Annotated in this window: 21 protein-coding genes; 9 read left to right on the top strand and 12 right to left on the bottom strand. The window is 69.0% G+C overall.

The window, feature by feature from the left end; all coding sequences use genetic code 11:
• Positions 1-174: 174 nt before the first annotated feature.
• The gene (locus SPR02S_RS41935; RefSeq protein ID WP_019063025.1) at positions 175-1,782 is read right to left on the bottom strand and encodes a polyamine aminopropyltransferase; all 1,608 of its coding nucleotides are present in this window, start codon (positions 1,780-1,782) and stop codon (positions 175-177) included.
• A gap of 110 nt (positions 1,783-1,892) precedes the next feature.
• Entirely contained in the window at positions 1,893-2,447 is a 555-nt protein-coding gene (locus SPR02S_RS41930) for a DUF2617 family protein (RefSeq protein WP_019063024.1), read from the bottom strand.
• A 1,608-nt stretch (positions 2,448-4,055) separates the two neighbouring features.
• On the opposite strand from SPR02S_RS41930, the gene SPR02S_RS41925 reads away from it, so the two are divergent.
• Complete coding sequence (locus SPR02S_RS41925; protein ID WP_019063023.1) at positions 4,056-5,261, top strand: pyridoxal phosphate-dependent aminotransferase; 1,206 nt, start codon at positions 4,056-4,058, stop codon at positions 5,259-5,261.
• Between the two features lie 42 nt (positions 5,262-5,303).
• Here the strand turns inward: SPR02S_RS41925 and SPR02S_RS41920 are convergent, their stop codons facing one another.
• Entirely contained in the window at positions 5,304-5,525 is a 222-nt protein-coding gene (locus SPR02S_RS41920) for a hypothetical protein (RefSeq protein WP_019063022.1), read from the bottom strand.
• Positions 5,526-5,846: 321 nt separating this feature from the next.
• On the opposite strand from SPR02S_RS41920, the gene SPR02S_RS41915 reads away from it, so the two are divergent.
• Positions 5,847-6,113, top strand: coding sequence for a GntR family transcriptional regulator (locus SPR02S_RS41915; RefSeq protein ID WP_019063021.1), 267 nt, complete (start codon positions 5,847-5,849; stop codon positions 6,111-6,113).
• Between the two features lie 122 nt (positions 6,114-6,235).
• On the opposite strand, the gene SPR02S_RS57495 is transcribed toward SPR02S_RS41915, so the two are convergent.
• The 5 genes from SPR02S_RS57495 to SPR02S_RS64560 form a co-directional block, all read right to left on the bottom strand.
• Entirely contained in the window at positions 6,236-7,069 is an 834-nt protein-coding gene (locus tag SPR02S_RS57495) for a cupin domain-containing protein (protein ID WP_019063020.1), read from the bottom strand.
• Between the two features lie 12 nt (positions 7,070-7,081).
• A complete protein-coding gene (locus SPR02S_RS63595; RefSeq protein WP_019063019.1) occupies positions 7,082-7,231 on the bottom strand; it encodes a hypothetical protein in 150 nt (49 codons plus the stop codon).
• Between the two features lie 131 nt (positions 7,232-7,362).
• Positions 7,363-7,575 carry a hypothetical protein gene (locus SPR02S_RS41900; protein WP_019063018.1) on the bottom strand — a complete coding sequence of 71 codons (213 nt, stop codon included), beginning with the start codon at positions 7,573-7,575 and terminating at the stop codon, positions 7,363-7,365.
• The gene (locus SPR02S_RS41895) at positions 7,572-7,853 is read right to left on the bottom strand and encodes a hypothetical protein (protein ID WP_026151353.1); all 282 of its coding nucleotides are present in this window, start codon (positions 7,851-7,853) and stop codon (positions 7,572-7,574) included. Before SPR02S_RS41895 ends, SPR02S_RS41900 begins: the two co-directional genes overlap by 4 nt.
• Positions 7,854-8,248: 395 nt before the next feature.
• Entirely contained in the window at positions 8,249-8,443 is a 195-nt protein-coding gene (locus tag SPR02S_RS64560) for a hypothetical protein (RefSeq protein ID WP_078623155.1), read from the bottom strand.
• Between the two features lie 109 nt (positions 8,444-8,552).
• Between SPR02S_RS64560 and SPR02S_RS41885 the strand changes: the two genes are divergently transcribed.
• Both SPR02S_RS41885 and SPR02S_RS41880 read left to right on the top strand, forming a co-directional pair.
• Positions 8,553-9,296, top strand: coding sequence for a DUF5919 domain-containing protein (locus SPR02S_RS41885; RefSeq protein WP_026151352.1), 744 nt, complete (start codon positions 8,553-8,555; stop codon positions 9,294-9,296).
• A gap of 3 nt (positions 9,297-9,299) precedes the next feature.
• A complete protein-coding gene (locus tag SPR02S_RS41880) occupies positions 9,300-9,770 on the top strand; it encodes an NUDIX hydrolase (protein ID WP_026151351.1) in 471 nt (156 codons plus the stop codon).
• 149 nt (positions 9,771-9,919) lie between these two features.
• Here the strand turns inward: SPR02S_RS41880 and SPR02S_RS41870 are convergent, their stop codons facing one another.
• The gene (locus SPR02S_RS41870; RefSeq protein ID WP_019063013.1) at positions 9,920-10,462 is read right to left on the bottom strand and encodes a type III secretion system chaperone family protein; all 543 of its coding nucleotides are present in this window, start codon (positions 10,460-10,462) and stop codon (positions 9,920-9,922) included.
• A 109-nt stretch (positions 10,463-10,571) separates the two neighbouring features.
• On the opposite strand from SPR02S_RS41870, the gene SPR02S_RS41865 reads away from it, so the two are divergent.
• The gene (locus SPR02S_RS41865) at positions 10,572-11,036 is read left to right on the top strand and encodes a hypothetical protein (RefSeq protein ID WP_245607702.1); all 465 of its coding nucleotides are present in this window, start codon (positions 10,572-10,574) and stop codon (positions 11,034-11,036) included.
• Positions 11,037-11,088: 52 nt separating this feature from the next.
• Here SPR02S_RS41865 and clpB read toward each other — a convergent pair whose 3' ends face one another.
• Positions 11,089-13,686: an ATP-dependent chaperone ClpB gene (gene clpB / locus SPR02S_RS41860; RefSeq protein WP_019063011.1), complete on the bottom strand. Its 2,598-nt coding sequence runs from the start codon at positions 13,684-13,686 to the stop codon at positions 11,089-11,091.
• A gap of 121 nt (positions 13,687-13,807) precedes the next feature.
• Between clpB and SPR02S_RS41855 the strand changes: the two genes are divergently transcribed.
• Positions 13,808-14,245: a pyridoxamine 5'-phosphate oxidase family protein gene (locus SPR02S_RS41855; RefSeq protein ID WP_019063010.1), complete on the top strand. Its 438-nt coding sequence runs from the start codon at positions 13,808-13,810 to the stop codon at positions 14,243-14,245.
• 141 nt (positions 14,246-14,386) lie between these two features.
• Here the strand turns inward: SPR02S_RS41855 and SPR02S_RS41850 are convergent, their stop codons facing one another.
• The gene (locus tag SPR02S_RS41850; RefSeq protein ID WP_052347132.1) at positions 14,387-14,683 is read right to left on the bottom strand and encodes a Rieske (2Fe-2S) protein; all 297 of its coding nucleotides are present in this window, start codon (positions 14,681-14,683) and stop codon (positions 14,387-14,389) included.
• A gap of 509 nt (positions 14,684-15,192) precedes the next feature.
• Here SPR02S_RS41850 and SPR02S_RS41845 point away from each other — a divergent pair.
• From SPR02S_RS41845 to SPR02S_RS41835, 3 genes are read left to right on the top strand one after another with little or no spacing between them, the layout of a single operon-like run.
• Positions 15,193-16,068 carry a hypothetical protein gene (locus SPR02S_RS41845; protein WP_019063008.1) on the top strand — a complete coding sequence of 292 codons (876 nt, stop codon included), beginning with the start codon at positions 15,193-15,195 and terminating at the stop codon, positions 16,066-16,068.
• Positions 16,065-17,072 carry a helix-turn-helix transcriptional regulator gene (locus SPR02S_RS41840; RefSeq protein WP_019063007.1) on the top strand — a complete coding sequence of 336 codons (1,008 nt, stop codon included), beginning with the start codon at positions 16,065-16,067 and terminating at the stop codon, positions 17,070-17,072. The genes SPR02S_RS41845 and SPR02S_RS41840 overlap by 4 nt, the downstream gene beginning before the upstream one ends.
• Positions 17,069-18,052 (top strand): helix-turn-helix transcriptional regulator, encoded by a 984-nt coding sequence (locus SPR02S_RS41835; protein WP_019063006.1) that lies wholly within the window; start codon positions 17,069-17,071, stop codon positions 18,050-18,052. Before SPR02S_RS41840 ends, SPR02S_RS41835 begins: the two co-directional genes overlap by 4 nt.
• Here SPR02S_RS41835 and SPR02S_RS41830 read toward each other — a convergent pair.
• On the bottom strand, positions 18,015-19,076 hold the full coding sequence (locus SPR02S_RS41830) for a helix-turn-helix transcriptional regulator (RefSeq protein ID WP_019063005.1): 1,062 nt from the start codon (positions 19,074-19,076) through the stop codon (positions 18,015-18,017). The two genes, SPR02S_RS41835 and SPR02S_RS41830, sit on opposite strands and share 38 nt — an antisense overlap.
• Between the last annotated feature and the right edge of the window lie 117 nt (positions 19,077-19,193).

Here is a 19,193-nt window from a genome sequence, read left to right as displayed (position 1 = left end):
GGGAGCGGGTCGTGGCGGTACGGCGCAGCCCGCCACGTACCCGGCACCAACCCGTCCAACTGTGACAACACCAGAGGGGCCCGACCAGCGGCGGGCTCGCCGTACCGCCACGACCCCGACCCCACCCCACCACACCCTGCGGGCGCCCACCCACACACCTGCGCCCACCCACCATCAGTACCGCGGATGCACCAACGTAGAAGCCGCCAGCCCCGGCACCCACGTCCGCTCCGCCGCCCGCTCCTCGCTCTCCAGCCCCGGATCCAGCCCCGGCTCCGCAGGCGCCACCCCCCGAGTCGCCAGCACGAACCCCCAGTCCCGCGGAGCCCGAGACGTCCCGGTGGCCCGATCAGGCCCCGCCGCGAACCCCGAGGCTCGACCCCCCACCCGGTACGGGACAGCGTGAAGCCCGGCCGCACGGATCGTCGCGACCACCGTCCAGAAGACATGGCGCCGCGAGGCAACAGGCCCACCGTGCACGACCAGCCGCCCCCGATCGGCGAGAGCACGACGCGCAAGGCCGTAGAACTCCTGGGAGTACAGCTTCGTACTGGCGGTGATGCCCGGATCCGGAAGATCCGCGATGACCACGTCGTACGACCCTGGGCGGACCCCGCGCAGCAGGTCGAAGGCGTCGCCCGTAGTCACATGGACGCGCGGATCGTCGTAGACATGACCATTCAAACCGGACAAGGCAGGGTCATGGCGGGCCAACCGAACGACACCCGCGTCGAGTTCGACGATGTCGACGCGGCGCACACCCCGGTGCCGCAGTACTTCCCGCGCCGCGAGCCCGTCCCCGCCGCCGAGGACGAGCACGCGCGCGTGCGGCCCGTTCATCGCGGGACGGACGAGCGCCTCGTGGTACCTGCGCTCGTCCCGCCCGCTGACCCGGAGGCGCCCGTCGAGGAAAAGATCCAGAGGCCGACCATGGTCACCGCCGGTGAGGACGACCTCCTGGACGTCGGTCTGCAGCGCGACCCGGACGTCCTTGCCGTAGACGGCCTGCCGCGCGGCCCGTTCGAAGTCGTCGACCAGTACGGCGGCGGAGGCGAGCAGCCCGAGCACGGTGAGGTTGGCGATCACCAGCAGCCAGCACCCCCGGCGGGTCAGGTCACGCCGGAACAGCCCCAGGACCAGACACCCACCGGCGACCACATTGACCGTGCCGGTGAGCAGGGTGCCGGTCAGCTGTCCCAAGAAGGGCAGCAACAGAAAGGGAAACGCCAGGCCACCCACCAGTGCACCGACATAGTCCGCCGCGAACAGATCGGCGACCGCACCCCCCGCGTCCTGGCGGCGGATCCGCTGGATCAGCTCCATCAGCAGCGGAACCTCCGCGCCGATCAGCAGCCCGATGGCGAGCGAGAAGGCGACCAGGAGACACCGCGGGCCCTGCGCCCACAGCCCGCCCCAGTTCCCGGTCCAGGCGAAGACCGCGTACAGGGCCATCGCGCTGCATCCGCCGATCAGCGCGAGCGCCGCCTCGACGGCGGCGAACCCGGCCGCCGCATGCCAGCGCAGCCGTTTCGCGCCGAGCGAGCCGATGCCCATGGCGAACACCATGACGGACAGGACGACGGACGCCTGGGTGACCGAGTCGCCGATCAAGTACGAGGCGAGGGCGACGAGTTCGAGTTCGTACACGAGTCCGCAGGCCGCGCAGACGAAGACACCCGCGAGCACCAGGAACCGGCCCGTGCCCGGCCGTACGGGCAGCCGCGCGGGGCCTGCCCACGGTGGCTGGGTACCCGGCCGGGCCGGCGCGTGCGGTTCGATCACGCTGCGACGTTACGTCACATGATGGGCACGCTTCGTCACCCACACGTGTGGAATGTGTTTACACCGGCGGGGGCCGGTGTCGGCCACACAGCCCATGCAGGCCGCACAGCTCATACAGGCGAGGGCACGGTATGCCCCACCGGCACGGGGATCGGCACCGGCACCCGTACCCCCACCCGGGTCCGGGTCGCCACGAGCTGCCCGTCCTGCGGATAGGCGTGCCAGGTGCGCCAGTGCACCTGCCCCTCGTGCCGCTGGGCGAGCATCGCGGTGAAGGCGTGCGGGCTGCCGGGAAAGACCCCGGCCAGGCCGTTGGGATGGTCGGCGACGAGGGCCAGCAGTTCCTGGGCGCGGCCCGCGAACTGCCCCGGGGACAGCACCTCGACCCGGGCCGCGAACTCGTACTCCCAGTCGTCGACCCGCTTGGCCACCCCGAGCGGCAACGGCGTACTGGAACCCGGGATGCACGCGACCGTCTCCGAACAGCAGCCCCGCTCCTCGTACAGGAGTACCTGGTGGGACGCGCCGAGCAGTCTCAACTGGAGCTTCGCACCGGCCAGTTCGAGATCGAGCGTGGCCAGGGCGGGAAGCGGGTCGAGCCCCAGCGTCCAGGCGAGGTCGGCCGCGCGCGTATCGGTGTAGGAGGTCTTCAGGGTCGTGAGCATGGATCGGCTCCGCTAGCACGCAAAGAAAGGGGAGGTGAGGGGAGGTGTGGGGGTCCGGCACACCCCGGCCGACACCAGGACATCGGCCTGGTCAGCCCAGTAAGGAGAAGGTGTCTGCAGGCGCCCGAGGAGTTGCGTTGGGGCTGCGTTGGTGATGTAGAGGGAATCATGAGCGGTGGCGCCACCACAGCGTTTTTACCCAACTTCGTGGGGTTTCCATCCCTCAGGGGGCTGCACAGCTCAACTGTTCAACCAGGGCGTACGCCCAGGCGTGTCAGGCGCACGCCGGAGCGCCCGCCGGGAGCGATCTCCCGACGGGCGCCACGACCCCCGTACGACCCCCGTTCGACTCGCGTTCGCGGTGCTCAGCTGCCCCGTGTCAGCTGCCACCACGCCCGCTCAGCCGCCCCGCGCCGGCGGTCACCGCGTCCGCTCGCCCGCCCGGTGTCAGCTGCCCCCGCCGCAGCCGCCACCCCCGCAGGACGACCCACCGCCGCACGACGAGCCACCGCCACAGGACGAGTGCCCGCCACCGCAGGAGTGGTGACCGCCCCCGTGATGCCCCCCGGAGTGCCCGCCGCCCGAGGACGACGACCCCCCGTCCCCGGCCCACCAACTGCTGCTCGTACCGGCGGCGCTACCGCCGTAGGACCCGCCCCGCCGCCCCGATCCCTTGCCGAGCTTGACGGGCTTGTCCTCGCGCGCCGCGCGCACGACCGCTCCTACCAATGCCACTGCGACAATCGCAACCGCCAGGATGATGCCGAAAACCATGACGTCACCCTCCTTCCGATTCCCCCGAAGCGGCCCCCCGTGGGCGCCTCGTGTGGTGCGTGACACAGGGATGCCCGGCCGTCTCAACTGCCAAAGCAGAGTTGAGGAAGTTCAGAGGGTTCTCCCACGGGAACGGCCCCTGACCTGCCCTGTCGGCAGTTCAGGGGCCGCCCTGGTCTTGCTGGGCCGACCTCAGCAGGGTGCTATCCACCAGACGTCCGTCCAGTTGACGACCGTCCAGTGGTCAGGGGCTACCGAGTAGGCGTAAACAGACCCCTGGCTGTCCGAGTACAGAACGGCCTCTGTTCCCGGCCACTGATTGTTGTCCAGGGTGCCCTGGCCAACCATGTACTTCAGGCGCTGTATGTCGCAGTGGTAGAAATCGAATGAATGCCCATAGGCGTCCCAACCGCATATGTGACCGTAGGCGCAGGATGCTGTTGGTTTCGCAGGCGCAGCCGATGCCGTGCCGGCTAGTCCGACGCCGACTAGGAGTGCAACTGCCGCCATCGCGGTCGTGATTTTGCGCAGCACGATGGTCCCCCGTCCGTCTTTGGCCCTGGTCTGTGGGCCGGTCAACCCCAGGGTGACGTGTGCACAGGCCGTGTTCCATCCTTTCGAAGCTCATCGAAAGGGTGGCCGCGCCCCTCTTCATGAAGGGGAGCGAGGCCTTCGGCATGTGGCCCTTCTCCGGGCCGTCCGACGGTGGCCGACGCCGACCGGCGACGACCGTTGCCGAACCGCTCTCTCCCTGCTCAGGGACGGTGCGTCGGGTCGCGCCGCAGGCGCCATTCCCTGGACGTGAGTTGAGGAACTCCGGAGCATGGGCGCAGGATGACGGGCATGACCTCCACCGCACGCCCCCTCCTCAACCGCCGGCTCGCCGAGTTCGGGACCACGATCTTCGCCGAGATGTCCGCCCTGGCCCTGAAGACCGGGTCGATCAACCTCGGCCAGGGTTTCCCCGACACGGACGGCCCCGAGGAGATCCGCGAGGCGGCGGTGCGCGCACTGCGCGACGGACGCGGCAACCAGTACCCGCCGGGCCCCGGCGTCCCCGAACTCCGCACCGCGATCGCCGCCCACCAGGAGCGCCGCTACGGCCTCTCCTACGACCCCGACGCCGAGGTCCTGGTCACGGCGGGCGCGACCGAGGCGATCGCCGCCGCCCTCCTCGCCCTGGTCGAACCCGGCGACGAGGTCATCGCCCTGGAGCCGTACTACGACTCCTACGCCGCCTGCATCGCGATGGCGGGCGGCACCCGCGTACCGGTCACCCTGCGCCCGCACGAGGGGGCGTTCCGCCTGGACCTCGACGAGCTGCGCGCCGCCGTCACCGACCGCACCCGCCTCCTCCTCATCAACACCCCGCACAACCCGACCGGCACCGTCCTCACCCGCGAGGAACTCGCCGCCATCGCCGAACTCGCCGTAGAACGCGATCTGTTGGTGATCACGGACGAGGTGTACGAGCACCTGGTCTTCGACGAGGCCGAGCACATCCCGCTGGTGACGTTCCCGGGGATGCGGGAGCGGACGGTGTCGATCGGTTCGGCGGGCAAGACGTTCTCGTTCACGGGCTGGAAGGTCGGGTGGGTGACGGGGACGCCGACCCTGGTCACGGCCGTACGGTCGGCGAAGCAGTTCCTCACGTACGTGGCCTCGGGCCCCTTCCAGTACGCGGTCGCGGAAGCACTCGCCCTCCCCGACTCCTACTTCGCCGCCTTCCGCGCGGACATGCTGGCCAAGCGGGACGTCCTGGCGGCGGGTCTGGCGGCGGCGGGCTTCGAGGTCTTCCGCCCGGCCGGCACGTACTTCGTCACCACCGACATCCGCCCCCTGGGCCCGGAGCTCTCCCGGAACGGCGACGGCTTCGCCTTCTGCCGCGCCCTGCCGGAACTCGCCGGGGTCGTCGCCATCCCGAACGCGGTCTTCTACGACCACCGGGAGGAGGGCGCGCCCTTCGTACGGTTCGCGTTCTGCAAGCGGGTGGGTGTGCTGGAGGAAGCCACCGAAAGGCTGTCCAAGCTGCAGAAATGAGCCCCGGCCTGCCCTTGTGCCGGACAGAGCCCAGGCGCGGCACTAGCAGGACGGGGCGCCACTGTAGGTGTAGGGGTACTCGTACCCGAAGGTGACTGCCGTGGCTGCGATCAACCTCTCTCGTTGTTGCGTCCGCTCCCACTGGGCGTCCCTGTGTGCCTCGGCGAGCGCGATGAACAGGGGGCGGATGGGCGGCACCGGCGGGAGGTCCGGGTCGGTGTCCGGGTGCCGTTCCCAGAGGGGCTTGAGCCCGGCCAGAGACACATGGATCTTCTCCGGCTGGGCTGTGCGTGTCCTCGGTGCAGCGTGCCGGGGTCGGTTCCGGGAGCCCTCAGGGCGGAAGAGCGCCAGGGCTGTCAGCACCCAGCCAAGAAAAAATTGCCCAAGGGTAAGGTCTCGCATGTCGTCAGCTCCTCTGTAGCTGTCGTCCACGCCCCGGGACGGATCAAGGCGGGTACCAGCCGCCTCCGTCGCCGGGGTTCTTGTCGTGCTGGCACACTAACTCAACTTGTCTACCTTCGTCTATGCAAGTCTGTAGTCGTCTGGCTGCGAACCCAGACATGGTCGGTTGTCTACTCTGGCCGTATGTCGGAGATTGACCACGAGTCGCCCACGCCGGTCTACCGGCAGATTGCCGCGTTGATCGTTGCGGAGATCGAGAACGGCGCCCTGGAGGTGAACAGGAAGATCCCCTCTGAGTCCGCATTGACTCAGCGCTTCGGCGTGGCTCGGGAGACCGCCCGCAACGCCGTGAAACATCTGCGGGAAGAGGGCTGGGTCTTCACCGTGCCTCAGCGCGGGACCTATGTGGCGGACCGGAAGCCGTCGAACGAGTCCGCCGCCGACGAATGAGGCCGCCCGCCTGTGCAGGGAATTGACAGGCGGACGGGGCGGTCTCGGTCAGGCCAATTCAGCGGCCAGTGCGCGGAGCGCGGGGACGAGTTCCGGGTGATCTCCGCGTGAGGCGGATTGCATCAGGGGTCTCCCAGCGCTGCCACTACTTCCCTGCGGAGCCGTTCAAGATAGGCCGCCTGTTCCTCCGTGGAGGCGAAGACGGGGAGGTCCAGCCGCACCACGTCATGGCGCCGCAGATCGTCAGCGAGCCACGACAGGAGCTGCGCGCCGGTGGTCGTCTGGATTCCGAACGTCAGGTGGAGCGAGTGCTCCCCCTCCGACGCGGCGACCGAGTGCCACCACCCACGCGGGAGGTAGAGAAGGTCCCCGGGGCGCATGACGACTTCGGTGAGCGGCTTCTCCGGCGGGGGCTCCGGCTCTTCCGTGTCCTTGTACATGGGGGCGGTGCGGGTGGGCCCGTAGATCTTCCAGCGCTTCGAGCCGTCCACCTGAATCACCACGACGTCGTGGTCGTCCCAGTGAACTCCGAAGCCCTCCCGCGCGGTCCATGACGCGTACAGGTTGGTCTGGACACCGGTGCGGAGCCACTGCTCCAGCTCCATGGCCGCACGGCCCACGGGCGGGTGGAGTTCGTCCACCGCGTCGATGACCAGTGAGGCGCCTTCGGCCAGGCGCTCGTGAAGCTCCGCGGGGTGCGTGCGTTGCCACACCGTGTGGCGCCGCGTGGAGACAGGGGCGCTGTACCGGTACTGCGGCACCATCTCCCCGTCGATGGACAGGCGGAGCCTTGGCGGATCCATGCGGTGGGTGGCGAGAATGGTGTTGAGGTCGTCCCAGGTCATCAGTTCCCCGGGAGCCGAGAACGCGCCCGGCAGATGGCGGTAGTGGCGGTGGAACACCTGGGTCAGGAACTCGTCCCGACCCAGGTGTGCCGCCAGATTCAGCGGCGACAACGGTTCCTCCGGTTAGTCGTTGCCGTCGGACTTGCCGGTGGAGCCCCCGTCAGACGGGGTCGCGCCCCGCTCGCGAGCGGCGCTGATGCTGCGCCGCGCCCTGACGAGACCGGACTCCTGGGGCGTGTCGCCCGCCTGTACGGCGGGAATGGTGCTCTCCATGTCTCTCCTCGTGGGGGTTGTGCCCTGCTGAGACCCGCGCCTTGTCGGCGGGCCCGTCGTGCCCGCCCTGCCGGGATTGCGAAAGGCTGCGAGGGAGCCTGGTTCGCTTCCGTCCGGCAGGAACGGGAGTCTCATTCGGTGTCGATGGCAAGGCACTCCGGGCAGTTCACGGTCCGCGCCCATTCATCGGTCACGTCACCGGGCTTGCCCGCATCGCAGACTGCGCGCCGACTCCCCGCGCTCTCGTCCAGGACCCTGAGCTTGTGGACAGTGAGGACGTCGTCCCCCACCGTGCCCGCCACGATCGGCCCCGTGTGCTCCGCCATCGTCTTCGTGCCTCTCATGCCGTACCCCTCATCCGTTGCGCGTGGAGCCTGCCGACCGCTATGAGCTGTCGGCGCTGCCATGCGGTGGCGGGGCGCAGAGTCCGAAAGGGGACGCGCCACGTGTAGCCGGTGGGCCGCCCGACCTTGACGAAGATCCCGTCTACGTCGATCAGCTCGCCGGGCATCTCCGCCGCAGCGTCGAACACCACGTCACCCACGCTGAGTTGCGCGGCGGACTGGAAGGGCGCGGGGCTGAGAGCGCGGGGAGGCTTGGCACGCCGGGTCTCTGCTCTCAATGCCCCGCCCCCTTCCGGTCGGTACTCCGGCGGCGGGGGTGCTCCCGGATCGTCTCGTCGGCGGCGCGCTCCGTCCCGATGCTGCCCAGGTCCGGCCCGATCCTCGACTCCGGTCGGCAGCAAGGCAGATGGGGGCACCTTCCGCACCGGACCGGAGCCTCACCAGCGGACGGGTTCGGCGCTCCCACCTGTGCACACAGGGCACGGCCTTTTCTCTGTCCACCCGCAGAGCCGACAGCCACCGAACCCGCAGCAGCCGTCACACCAGATCTCGCCGTGCCCGGCGCAACAGCCGCACAGACTCCCGCACTTCCACAATGACCAGGGCTCTTCTCCGCCTGTCCGTCCGGCACGTGGCTTGGGACGGCGAACAGGGCGCTGGGTCGTGGGCGCACTCATGACCCGTGCGCGTGTCGTCGGATCTCGACGTTCAGGTCGCTGACTTTCGAAAGGTCCCCGCGCATCCTGGCTTCCGTCCGCTGAGAATCCAGCGCCAGGCACACATCACAACCGGCCGTGGGTTCCGGATCAGGCTCCAGCCGCAAGGGCAACTCAACCGGCGCTGTGGGGTAGGGCTTCGGCTCGGTCATGTGGCCGATCTTCGGGCCGGTCGTCGGGACGGAGGAACCTCGTACGTTTCCCACTTCGGGACGTCCCACAGGGGGTAGAACGTCCCTAGGAGCGTCCCAGGGGGAGACCGTGCAGAACGAACGACTACGGGCGGCCATGGCGGCAGGCTGCTGGACCTATGCAAGTCTGGCGGACAAGGTTGATGTTGATCCCAAGTCGGTTGAGCGCTGGGTCAACTTGGGCCGGACACCCCGCAGGAAAACGGCCGTGCAAGCCGCTGAGGCGATTGGAGAAGACGTGTTTGCACTCTGGCCGAAGCTGAGGCAGGCACGCGCGGCGAGAGCGGTGAGTCCCGAATTGGTCGCGCTGTACGACCAGCGGGCAGACCTTCCCGTTTCCACGTTCGTCGACCTGTTCACGCAGGCTCGGGAGCGCATTGACGTCCTGGTGTACGCAGCTGTCTTCCTGCACGAGGCGTACCCACGACTGAACGACCTACTGCGGGAGCGGGCCGCCGAGGGGTGCGCTGTCCGAATCGCCCTGGGAAACGCCGACAGCGAAAACGTCCAACAGCGGGGACAGGAAGAGAAGTTCGGCCACGGGATCGCATCACGTTGCCGACTCGCGCTCATGCACTACCGGCCGTTGCTCGGGGTGCCTGGTGTCGAACTGCGCACGCACGGAACGACCCTCTACAACAGTCTCTATCGCGCGGATGATCAGATGCTGGTCAACGCTCACGTGTGGGGCGTGAACGCGTACGGCGCACCCGTGTGGCATCTGCGCCGGCACAACGAAGGCGGGATGTTCGACACCTACGCAGAGAGCTTCGAAGCCGCGTGGAGGACGGGAACCCCCGCTCAGGAAGGCTAGGAATTGGCACGCTCCGAGTATTACGACGACCCCAACGCGCCCAAGCCGAACAGTCTTGTGGTTGCTGCCTCAGCGGTCGTGACGGACTCCAACGGGCGCATCCTGCTACAGCGCCGGAGAGACAACGACCTGTGGGCACTGCCAGGGGGCGGCATGGATATGACCGACTCGCTACCCGGCACCGCCGTGCGGGAGGTCAAGGAAGAGACCGGCTATGACGTGGAGATCACGGGGCTTGTCGGCACATACACCGACCCGCGCCACATCATCGCCTACAGCGACGGGGAAGTACGTCGCCAGTTCAACGTGTGCTTTCGGGCACGCATCGTCGGCGGATCACTGGCCATCTCGGACGAGAGCACGGAGATCCGCTTCATGGACCCCAGCGAGATCGACGAACTACCCATGCATCGCACCCAGCGGCTACGGATTCAGCACTTCTTGGAGAACCGCCTGACTCCGTACCTGGGATAGGTATCCGATGGCGACCTTCGGAATGAATGTTCAGCACGTCGGCCCCGAGCCCGAGCGGTACGACGACGGCGCCCGTCCACAGGCTGTGGACGGGCGCCGGCGCGTTCGAACAGGTCAGGCAGATCACCCGGGACCGAGGCTGAGGACTACTACTCCTCGTCGCCCTCGTCCTTGGGGTTCTCCGCCGCCGCCTCGTCGACTTCCTCGGTGAGGCCGAGCTGTTCGACGAGCCAGCGGTCGAACTCGATCGCGGCCCGCACCCAGCTGACCGTCGAGGACACGAAGTGGTTCAGGTCGACGCCGGTGCCGACCAGCATCTGCGCCTCACCGATGAGACGGACGGTGCCGTCGTCGTGGGTGTGCGTGTAGACCTTGGGCCACAGGGTGCGGCGGTTCCAGTCGTCGATGGACTCAAGCAGCTGCGGCTTGACCTCGATGTCGTGCGGACGGTCGTAGAAGGTCCGCACCGAGAAGACGAGCTGGTCGTCCTCACCGCGGAACATGAAGTACGTACGGAACTGCTCCCACGGCGCCGCGAGGTCACCCTCGTCGTCGACGACATACTTCAGCTCCATCTGCTCGAGGAGCTGCTTCACAAGGTCCTGATCCGGGACGACGGGGCCCGCCGGTCCTTGGGGGTCTGGCTCGGGCTGGCCCCCGAAGTTCGGAATCGAGGACGGGTCGATGCTCACCGTGTATTTCCCTTCGTACGGATCCCGCCATCCTCCCCCATGCGGGGAGGGGGGTGGCAACCCCTGCCGGGACTGTCCGCCACGGGCTGACCGATATACGGTCATGCACATGCCTAGGGGGATGCGGTGGCCGCTGTGGGGGATGTGGTGGATGTGCCTGCTCTTCGTGGTGTGGGCGGGCTGGTGGTTCGCACAGACGATGCTCTACGCCGCCTCCAGTGAGGACCCGCCCGACACCGTCCACAAGGCCGACTGCGCCGACGCCATGGACTTCTCCGGCGCCGCACTCCCCGAGGACACCCGGGACGCGCACTGCACCTCGTACACCTGGGGCGGCCAGGCGTACGACGGCAGTTTCCGCATGCCGCGCGCCGCGGTGCGCGGCTGGCTGACCGAGTCGTTCCCGGACAGTACGGGTATCCCGTGCGACGGGGACGACGACGAGTGCGTCCACGTCCTCCGCGACCCGCACCCCCACCCGGCCCGCGCCTACGGCGTCACGGTGAGCGTGTACTACGAGGGCGGGTCCGCCGGGGACACCGCCCTCGTCACCTTCGACGCGAGTTCCTACTGAGCGCCGGGCGTCATGACCTGAACGCCGAGCATCACGACCCGAACACCGGGCGTCACAGCGTCTTCCCGCTCGCCGGCCCCACGATCAGCCCGTCCCCGAACGCGTCCACCCGCACCGTGTCCCCGTCCTTGACCTCGCCGGCCAGGATCTCCTTGGCGAGCCGGTCCCCGATCGCCGTCTGGACCAGCCGCCGCAGCGGTCGCGCCCCGTACGCCGGATCGTTGCCGTTGTCCGCGAGCCAGGTCAGGGCCTCGTCGCTGATCTCCAGGGTGAGGCGGCGTTCCGCGAGGCGCTTGGCCAGGCGGCCGATCTGGAGCGCGGCGATACGGCCGAGCTCCTCCCGGTTCAGGGCGGAGAAGACGACCAGGTCGTCCAGCCGGTTCAGGAACTCCGGCTTGAAAGAGGCCCTCACCACCTGCAGAACCTGGTCCTTCTTCTCGTCCTCGCCCGTGGTCTGGTCGATCAGGAAGTTGCTGCCCAGGTTGGACGTGAGGATCAGGATCGTGTTCCGGAAGTCGACCGTCCGGCCCTGACCGTCCGTCAACCGCCCGTCGTCCAGCACCTGGAGCAGCACGTCGAAGACCTCCGGGTGCGCCTTCTCGACCTCGTCGAGCAGGATCACCGAGTACGGCCGCCTGCGCACCGCCTCCGTGAGCTGGCCGCCCTCCTCGTAGCCGACGTAGCCGGGAGGCGCGCCGACCAGTCGGGCCACGCTGTGCTTCTCGCCGTACTCCGACATGTCGATGCGGACCATGGCCCGTTCGTCGTCGAAGAGGAAATCCGCGAGCGCCTTGGCCAGTTCGGTCTTGCCTACGCCTGTCGGGCCCAGGAAGAGGAACGAGCCGGTGGGGCGGTCCGGGTCCGCGATGCCCGCGCGGGTGCGTCGCACGGCGTCGGAGACCGCTTCTACGGCCTCTCGCTGGCCGATGAGGCGGCGGCCCAACTCCTCCTCCATGCGCAGGAGTTTCTGCGTCTCGCCCTCCAGGAGGCGGCCTGCGGGGATGCCGGTCCAGGAGCCGACGACGTCCGCGATGTCGTCGGGGCCGACCTCTTCCTTCACCATCGTGTCCTTGGAAGCTTCCTCCTCGGCCTGGGAGGCCTCCTCCAAGTCCCGTTCCAGGGAAGGGATCTCGCCGTAGAGCAGCTTGGACGCGGTGTCGAAGTCGCCGTCGCGCTGGGCGCGTTCGGCCTGGCCGCGCAGTTCGTCGAGCTTCTCCTTCAGCTCGCCGACCCGGTTGAGGGACTGCTTTTCCTTCTCCCAGCGGGCGTTGAGACCGCGCAGCTCCTCCTCGCGGTCGGCGAGGTCGCGGCGCAGCTTCTCCAGCCGCTCGATCGAGGCCGCGTCCGTCTCCTTGTCGAGCGCCAGCTCCTCCATCTTCAACCGGTCGACGGAGCGCTGGAGTTCGTCGATCTCCACGGGGGAGGAATCGATTTCCATGCGCAGCCTGGACGCCGCCTCGTCGACGAGGTCGATCGCCTTGTCGGGGAGGAAGCGGGAGGTGATGTAGCGGTCGGAGAGGGTGGCGGCGGCGACCAGGGCGCTGTCCGCGATGACGACCTTGTGGTGCGCTTCGTAGCGTCCCTTCAGGCCGCGCAGGATCGCGATCGTGTCCTCGACGCTCGGCTCCGCGACCAGCACCTGCTGGAAGCGGCGCTCCAACGCCGGGTCCTTCTCGATGCGTTCGCGGTATTCGTCGAGGGTGGTCGCGCCGACCATGCGGAGTTCGCCGCGGGCGAGCATCGGCTTCAGCATGTTGCCGGCGTCCATCGAGGAGTCGCCCCCGGCGCCCGCGCCGACGACGGTGTGCAGCTCGTCGATGAAGGTGATGATCTGGCCGTCGGAGTCCTTGATCTCGGCGAGGACGGTCTTGAGCCGCTCCTCGAACTCACCCCGGTACTTCGCCCCCGCGACCATCGCGCCGAGGTCCAGCGAGACCAGCCGCTTGTTCTTCAGGGACTCCGGCACGTCCCCCTTGACGATCCGCTGCGCCAGCCCCTCGACGACGGCGGTCTTGCCGACGCCGGGCTCGCCGATCAGCACGGGGTTGTTCTTCGTGCGGCGGGACAGCACCTGGACGACCCGCCGGATCTCCTGGTCCCGCCCGATGACGGGGTCGAGCTTGCCCTCGCGCGCGGCGGCCGTGAAGTCCGTACCGAACTTCTCCAGCGCCTTGTACTGCCCCTCGGGGTCGGGTGTGGTCACCCGGCGCCCTCCCCTGCTCTTCTGAAACGCGTCCAGCAGCTTCTTCGCGCCGGCCCCCTGCTGGGAGAGTACGTCCCCGGCCGCGCCGCCCTTCGCGGCGATACCGATCAGCAGGTGCTCGGTCGAGAGGTAGTCGTCGCCGAGCTCCTTCGCGCGCTCGTCGGCCTCCGCGAGGACCGCGAGCAGCTCGCGGCTGGGCTGCGGGGGCGCGACGGTCGACCCGGTCACGCTGGGCAGCGAGCCGAGCACCCGCTCGGCACCCGACCGTACGGCCGCCTGGTCGGCGTCGACGGCGGCCAGCAGGTCGGTGATGTTCTCGTTGTCCTGCCCTTCGAGCAGGGAGAGCAGCAGATGCGCCGGGGTCAGATCGGCGTGCCCCCCGGTCACGGCACGGCTGCTGGCCGCGTTGATCGCGTCCCGGCTCCTGTTGGTCAGCTCGGCGTCCACGTTCGCGTACTCCTCCTCCTACGACCTTCGTGCACGGAATGACACGGTCAACGTGCACAAAGTTGAGTCTATTCCACTCAAGGCAGTGGCGGGGAGGATCGAGGGACTAAGTTCCGGGACCATGGCCGCATATCCGGTGGACCCGGGCGATCCCGACCCGTCGTACCTCAGCTTCTGGCGGGAACGGCACCTGTGCACCCTCACCACCCCGCGCCCGGACGGCAGCCCGCACGTCGTCCCTGTCGGAGTGACATACGACCCGGAGGCGCGCCTCGCTCGGGTCATCGCGAACAAGTCGAGCACGAAGGTGCTGAACGTGCTGGCCGCCGGACCCGAGGGCGCACGGGTCGCCGTGTGCCAGGTGGACGGGCGGCGCTGGGCGACGCTGGAGGGCCGGGCCTTCGTCCGCGCGGAGCCCGACCGGGTCGCGGAGGCGGAGCGCCGGTACGCGGAGCGCTATGAGCGGACGCCGTCGCCGAACCCGTCCCGGGTGGTGATCGAGATCGAGCTGACGCGGGCGATGGGGAAGGCGGTGAAGAAGGTGCCGGGGAAAAGCTGAAGCGCCGATTTCCGGTCACCCGGGATCGTCCAATACCGGGAGATTCCGCACAAACTGCAGCGGCGTCACCGTGTTCAGGTCACGGTGACGCCGCTGCGGGGGGAAGCACCTGAGCGATCTTGTTACGACGGGGGAATCGCGTCAGGCACTGCGGGGGGTGGCTGAGATGGTCTGGATGTCGGGGGCATCCGTCTCCACCAGCCGGTGGTCTCGCTGGTCCAGATTCACAAAGATCATTCCGTACCGAATGGCACATCGCACTGGCTGCGGCGCCCCCCGGGGCCGTCGCAGACACCGGTACGCCCGTACGTCCTCGTCCTCGTCCCGCGTCACGACGACCGGCTCACCGAACACGGTCACCATGAGCGAGTCACCGCTGTGGGGGATGGCGGTGGCCAGGTCGATGAAGTGCCAGCCGGAGCGGTAGGCCGTGGCCATCTCGCGGCGGAAGGAGCGGTCGTCAGGAGGCGTCGTCACGTCAAGCCCAAACGCTGTCGTCTGCGTGAGCAGAAGCCACCGGCCAGACGCTGTCACCGGCGACAACAACGGTCTGAGCAGCCGCCGGCCAGACGCTGTCCGCCCGAGTGTCACTCTTCTCGCCGGAGACTCCACCGAACGCTCCGAAGGCCACGACGGCGGAGAAGGCGGCGACAAGCACCGAGTGAAGCATTCTGTTACGCATAGTCGGCTTCATCCTCACTTGAAGGTCCCTCTTCCCCCGTCGAGTACGACGATGGCTCATTCGGGCACTTCATGGCCACATAATCGATGCATCATGTTCCTGCACGTTCAGGACCCTGGGGGGTGGAGATTTGGGAATAAAAGGGACAAGGGCGACACATCCCCACACGGTGGCGAAACTGTGTGAGGAGGGCGGGCGCCTGTACGCGAATGCTCTACGCACGGGACGAATAGCCCGCGCGGACGTGGAACCCGCTCCGTGCCTGATGGAATTCGCCCTTCTTCATCCCGACCCTGACGACGCGAACTGGCTGCGTCCGGTTCCTCCATCGGTTGCCCTGGCCCAGCGGCTCCACCCCATCGAGCACGAGATCACCGAGCGCCGGCGGCTGTCGATCGAGTTGGCCGACGCTTTCGAGCCGTTCATGGCCCTCACCGCCCAGACCACGACGAGCACCCACTCGATCACGGTGCTGGAGGGCAACGACCGCATCAACGCGGCCCTCGACCTGGCCACGGCCCAGTGCCAGCACGAGATGCTCACGGTCCAGCCGAGCGGCCACCGCCCCGAGCGCAGCCTCGTTCAGGGGCTGGAGCGCGACAGGCCGCTCGTCGAACGTGGTGTGAGCATCCGGACCCTGTACCAGCACACGGCCCGCTACAGCCCGGAGAAGCTGGCCTACACGGACCAGTTCGCCAACGGCAAGGTCGAGTACCGCACGATCGACGAGCTGGTCGAGCGGCTCATCATCTGCGACGAGACCGTCGCCTTCATCCCCGCCCGCGACGACCAGAAGGTCGCCCTGGAACTTCGCCACCCCGGACTCGTCGGCTATCTGGTCAAGGTCTTCGAGTTCATGTGGGCCCGCGCGGTCCCACTGAGCACCGGCGCCCCGTACGAGACCGCCCCCGACGGCATCACCGACATCCAGCACTCCATCGCCAAGCTCCTGATCGAGGGCCATGTCGACGAGGCCATCGCCCGCAGGCTGGGCATGAACGTGCGGACCTGCCGAGCCCACATCGCCAAACTGGCGACAGCCCTGGGCAGCGGCAGCCGTGCCCAGCTCGGCTTCCTCATAGCCCAGTCGGGGATCCTGAACAAGGACCACCCCCCGCGGGGAGGAGACGGCACACCGTGACCGAGGCGCACACGCACGGCGCGGACGAACTGTGCGAGGCAGGCCAGAGCCTGTATGTCCGAGCCCTGCGCGCCGGGCGGGTGCGTGCGGACGACACCGACGAGGCGGCACCGTGTCTGGTCGGCCTCGGCCTGCTGCAGCCCGAGATCGGGGCCGACCCCGGCTGGCTGCGGCCCGTCGCCCCCGCCTCCGTACTCCACCGCCTGCTACGGCGGTCGGCGGAGCGCATCGCGGACGAGCGGCGCCGTGAGGAGCGCCTGGAGACCGCCTTCGCGCCGCTGATACAGCTCGACGGCTCCCATACGCCGGCCGCGGTGAACCCGACGCTCACCGTCCTCGGTGACAGGGAGCGCATCAACCAGGCCATCACCGAGGCCATGGCGGACGCCACGGACGAACTCCTCGCCATCCAGCCCAGCGTGAACCCACGCAGTCCGGAGGCGCACGCCGTCGCCTTCGTCCGCGACCAGGCCCTCCTCGACCGCGGCGGCCGCATCCGCACCCTCTACCAGCACACCCAGCGCCACCTGCCGCTCGTCATCTCCCGCTACGAACAACTGCGGGGCGACGCCGAGGCCCGCACCCTGGACGAGGTCACCGAGCGGCTGCTCGTGATCGACCGGCAGGTGGCGTTCATCCCGGCCAGCAGGGACCGCAACCTCGCCCTCGAAGTCCGTCACCCCTCGCTGATCGACTACTTCGTCACCGTCTTCGACCGCCTCTGGCACCTCGCCACCCCCATGTACCCCGAGGCGGTCCAGCAGCCCTCCCTCAACGGCATCACCCCCCGCCAACGAGCCATAGCGAGCCTGCTCGTCGACGGCCACACCGACGCGGTGATCGCCGACCGCCTCGGCATGAACATCCGCACCGCCCGGGTCCACATCGCCAAACTCGCCGCCACCCTCGGCAGCGAGAGCAGGGCCCAACTCGGCTACCTCATCGCGGAGTCGGGAATCCTCAGGCAGGTCCAGGTCCTCGGACAGGAGGGAACGGCAGAGTGACCTCCACGCCCCACGCGGAGCACGGTGTGGAAGACCTGTGCCCCACCGGATCGGAGCTGTACGCCCGCGCCCTGCGCGACGGATGGGTGCACCCCGCGGACGCCGACGCGGCTCCGTGCCTGCTCGACCACGGCCTGCTGCATCCGGCCGTCGCGGACCCGGACCGGCTGGAGCCGGTCGCCCCCGCCGTGGCCCTGCACCGGCTGCTGCGCACCTCGGGGGCGCGGATCGCGGACGAACGGCGGCGCGAGGAGCGGCTGACCGAGGCGTTCGAGCCGCTGATGCGTATCGACGGCGGCCGGACCGGAACGTCGGACACCGCGACGATCACCGTCCTGAACGGCTTCGACCAGATCAACTCGGCCATCGCGGAGGCCGTGGCCGCGGCCTCCCGGGAGGTGCTGGCGATCCAGCCGCGCAGGCGGAACCCCGAGTCCCTCGACATCAACCTCAACGCCCTGAAACAGGACCAGGCCCTCCTCGACCGCGGCGGCCGTATCCACACCCTGTATCCGCACGCGCTCCGTCACCAGCCCGCCGTCCTCACCCGCTACGAGCAGTTGCGGGGCGACGCCGAGGCCCGCACCCTCGACGAGGTCACCGACCGCCTCATCGTCGTCGACCGCACGGTCGCCTTCATCCCCGCCAACGAGGACCGCACCCTCGCCCTGGAAGTCCGCCACCCGGCCCTGATCACCTACTTCGTGACGGTATTCGACCGCCTCTGGCACCTGGCCACCCCCATGTACCCGAAAGCGGTCCGACAGCCCTCCAAGGACGGCATCACCCCGCGCCAACGCGCCATAGCGAGCCTGCTCGTCGAGGGCCACACCGACGCCGTGATCGCGGACCGCCTCGGCATGAACGTCCGCACCGCCCGGGTCCACATCGCCAAACTGGCCGTCACCCTCGGCAGCGAGAGCAGGGCCCAACTCGGCTACCTCATCGGGCGGTCGGGGATTCTCGATCCACCGGGGTGAGCTGCACGGGCACGTCCGGCAGGCGTGCGGCGGCGCCGTCCAGGCCCACCTGGGCGATACGGACGCCGAGTTGGGTACGGCTCGCCGCGCCCAGCGTCTCCGACAGGCGGGCGATGTGGGCACGGCACGTCCGCACGCTTATGCCGAGCCGTTCCGCGATCACCGCGTCCTGGTGGCCGTCCGCGAGCAGGGCGGCGATGGACTGTTCGCGGTGCGAGATGCCCTCGATGCCGGTGTCCGGCAGGGCGGCCGCGACCGGGATCGCCAGGCGCCACAGGCGGTCGAAGACCGTGACGAAGTAGTCGATCAGCGCGGGGTGGCGCAGCTCCAGGGCCATCGTGTGGTCGGCGTTGGCGGGGATGAAGGCGACCGTGCGGTCGAAGAGGATCAGCCGGTCCACGACCTCGTCGAGGGTCCGGGCCTCGACCGCGTCGCCCATCAACTCCAGGTAGTTCAGCAGGCCTTGGCCGTGCCGGGCCACGTGGGTGTACAGGTCGCGCATCCGTACCCCGCGCGAGCGCAGCGCCAGGGCGCGGTGCAGGCCCTCCGTCAGTTCCGGCTCGCGGCGGATGCCGCCGGGCTGGACGGTGAGGACCTCGCCGGTGCAGGCCTCCGTGGCGTCGTCCATCGCGGCCTGGATGCGGGAGAGCCCGTCCAGGACGCGGATCGCGGCACCGCCCTCCAGCGACGCCGACGCCATCGCGGACGCCTGGATACGGCGGCCGAGACCGGCGTACCGCTCGAAGGCGGCGACCGCCGAACCCACCCGCCGGTGGCTCTCGCCGACCTCGTCGTAGACCCCGCGCAGCAGCCGGGTCATGACCTCCTGCGGGGCGGTCGGGACCAGCCAGGCCATGTCGTCGGGGTCCGGGTGGAGGAGTGCCAGCTCCAGCAGGCACGGCACCGGTTCGGCGTCCGTGCGCGGTACGCGGCCCCGCCGTACGGCCCGGGAGTACACGCGGTCCCCGGCGTCGCAGAGTCGGTCAGCACCGTGTGGATGCTCGTCCGTCGCGTGCCCGGCCATCGCCCATCCCACCCCCGGTTCCCGGCTCTTTGCAGCGCAACTATGCGCGGACAGGTCCTGCTCCGCAACACGGCTCCCTCTCGAACAGCCCCCGAAAACCTCCGATATCAACCACTA

The sequence above is a fragment of the Streptomyces prunicolor NBRC 13075 genome, assembly GCF_000367365.1.
GTDB classification, from domain to species: Bacteria; Actinomycetota; Actinomycetes; order Streptomycetales; family Streptomycetaceae; genus Streptomyces; species Streptomyces prunicolor.
The sequence above is the reverse complement of the archived record's forward strand: the minus strand, read 5'-3'. Positions and strand labels throughout refer to the sequence as shown.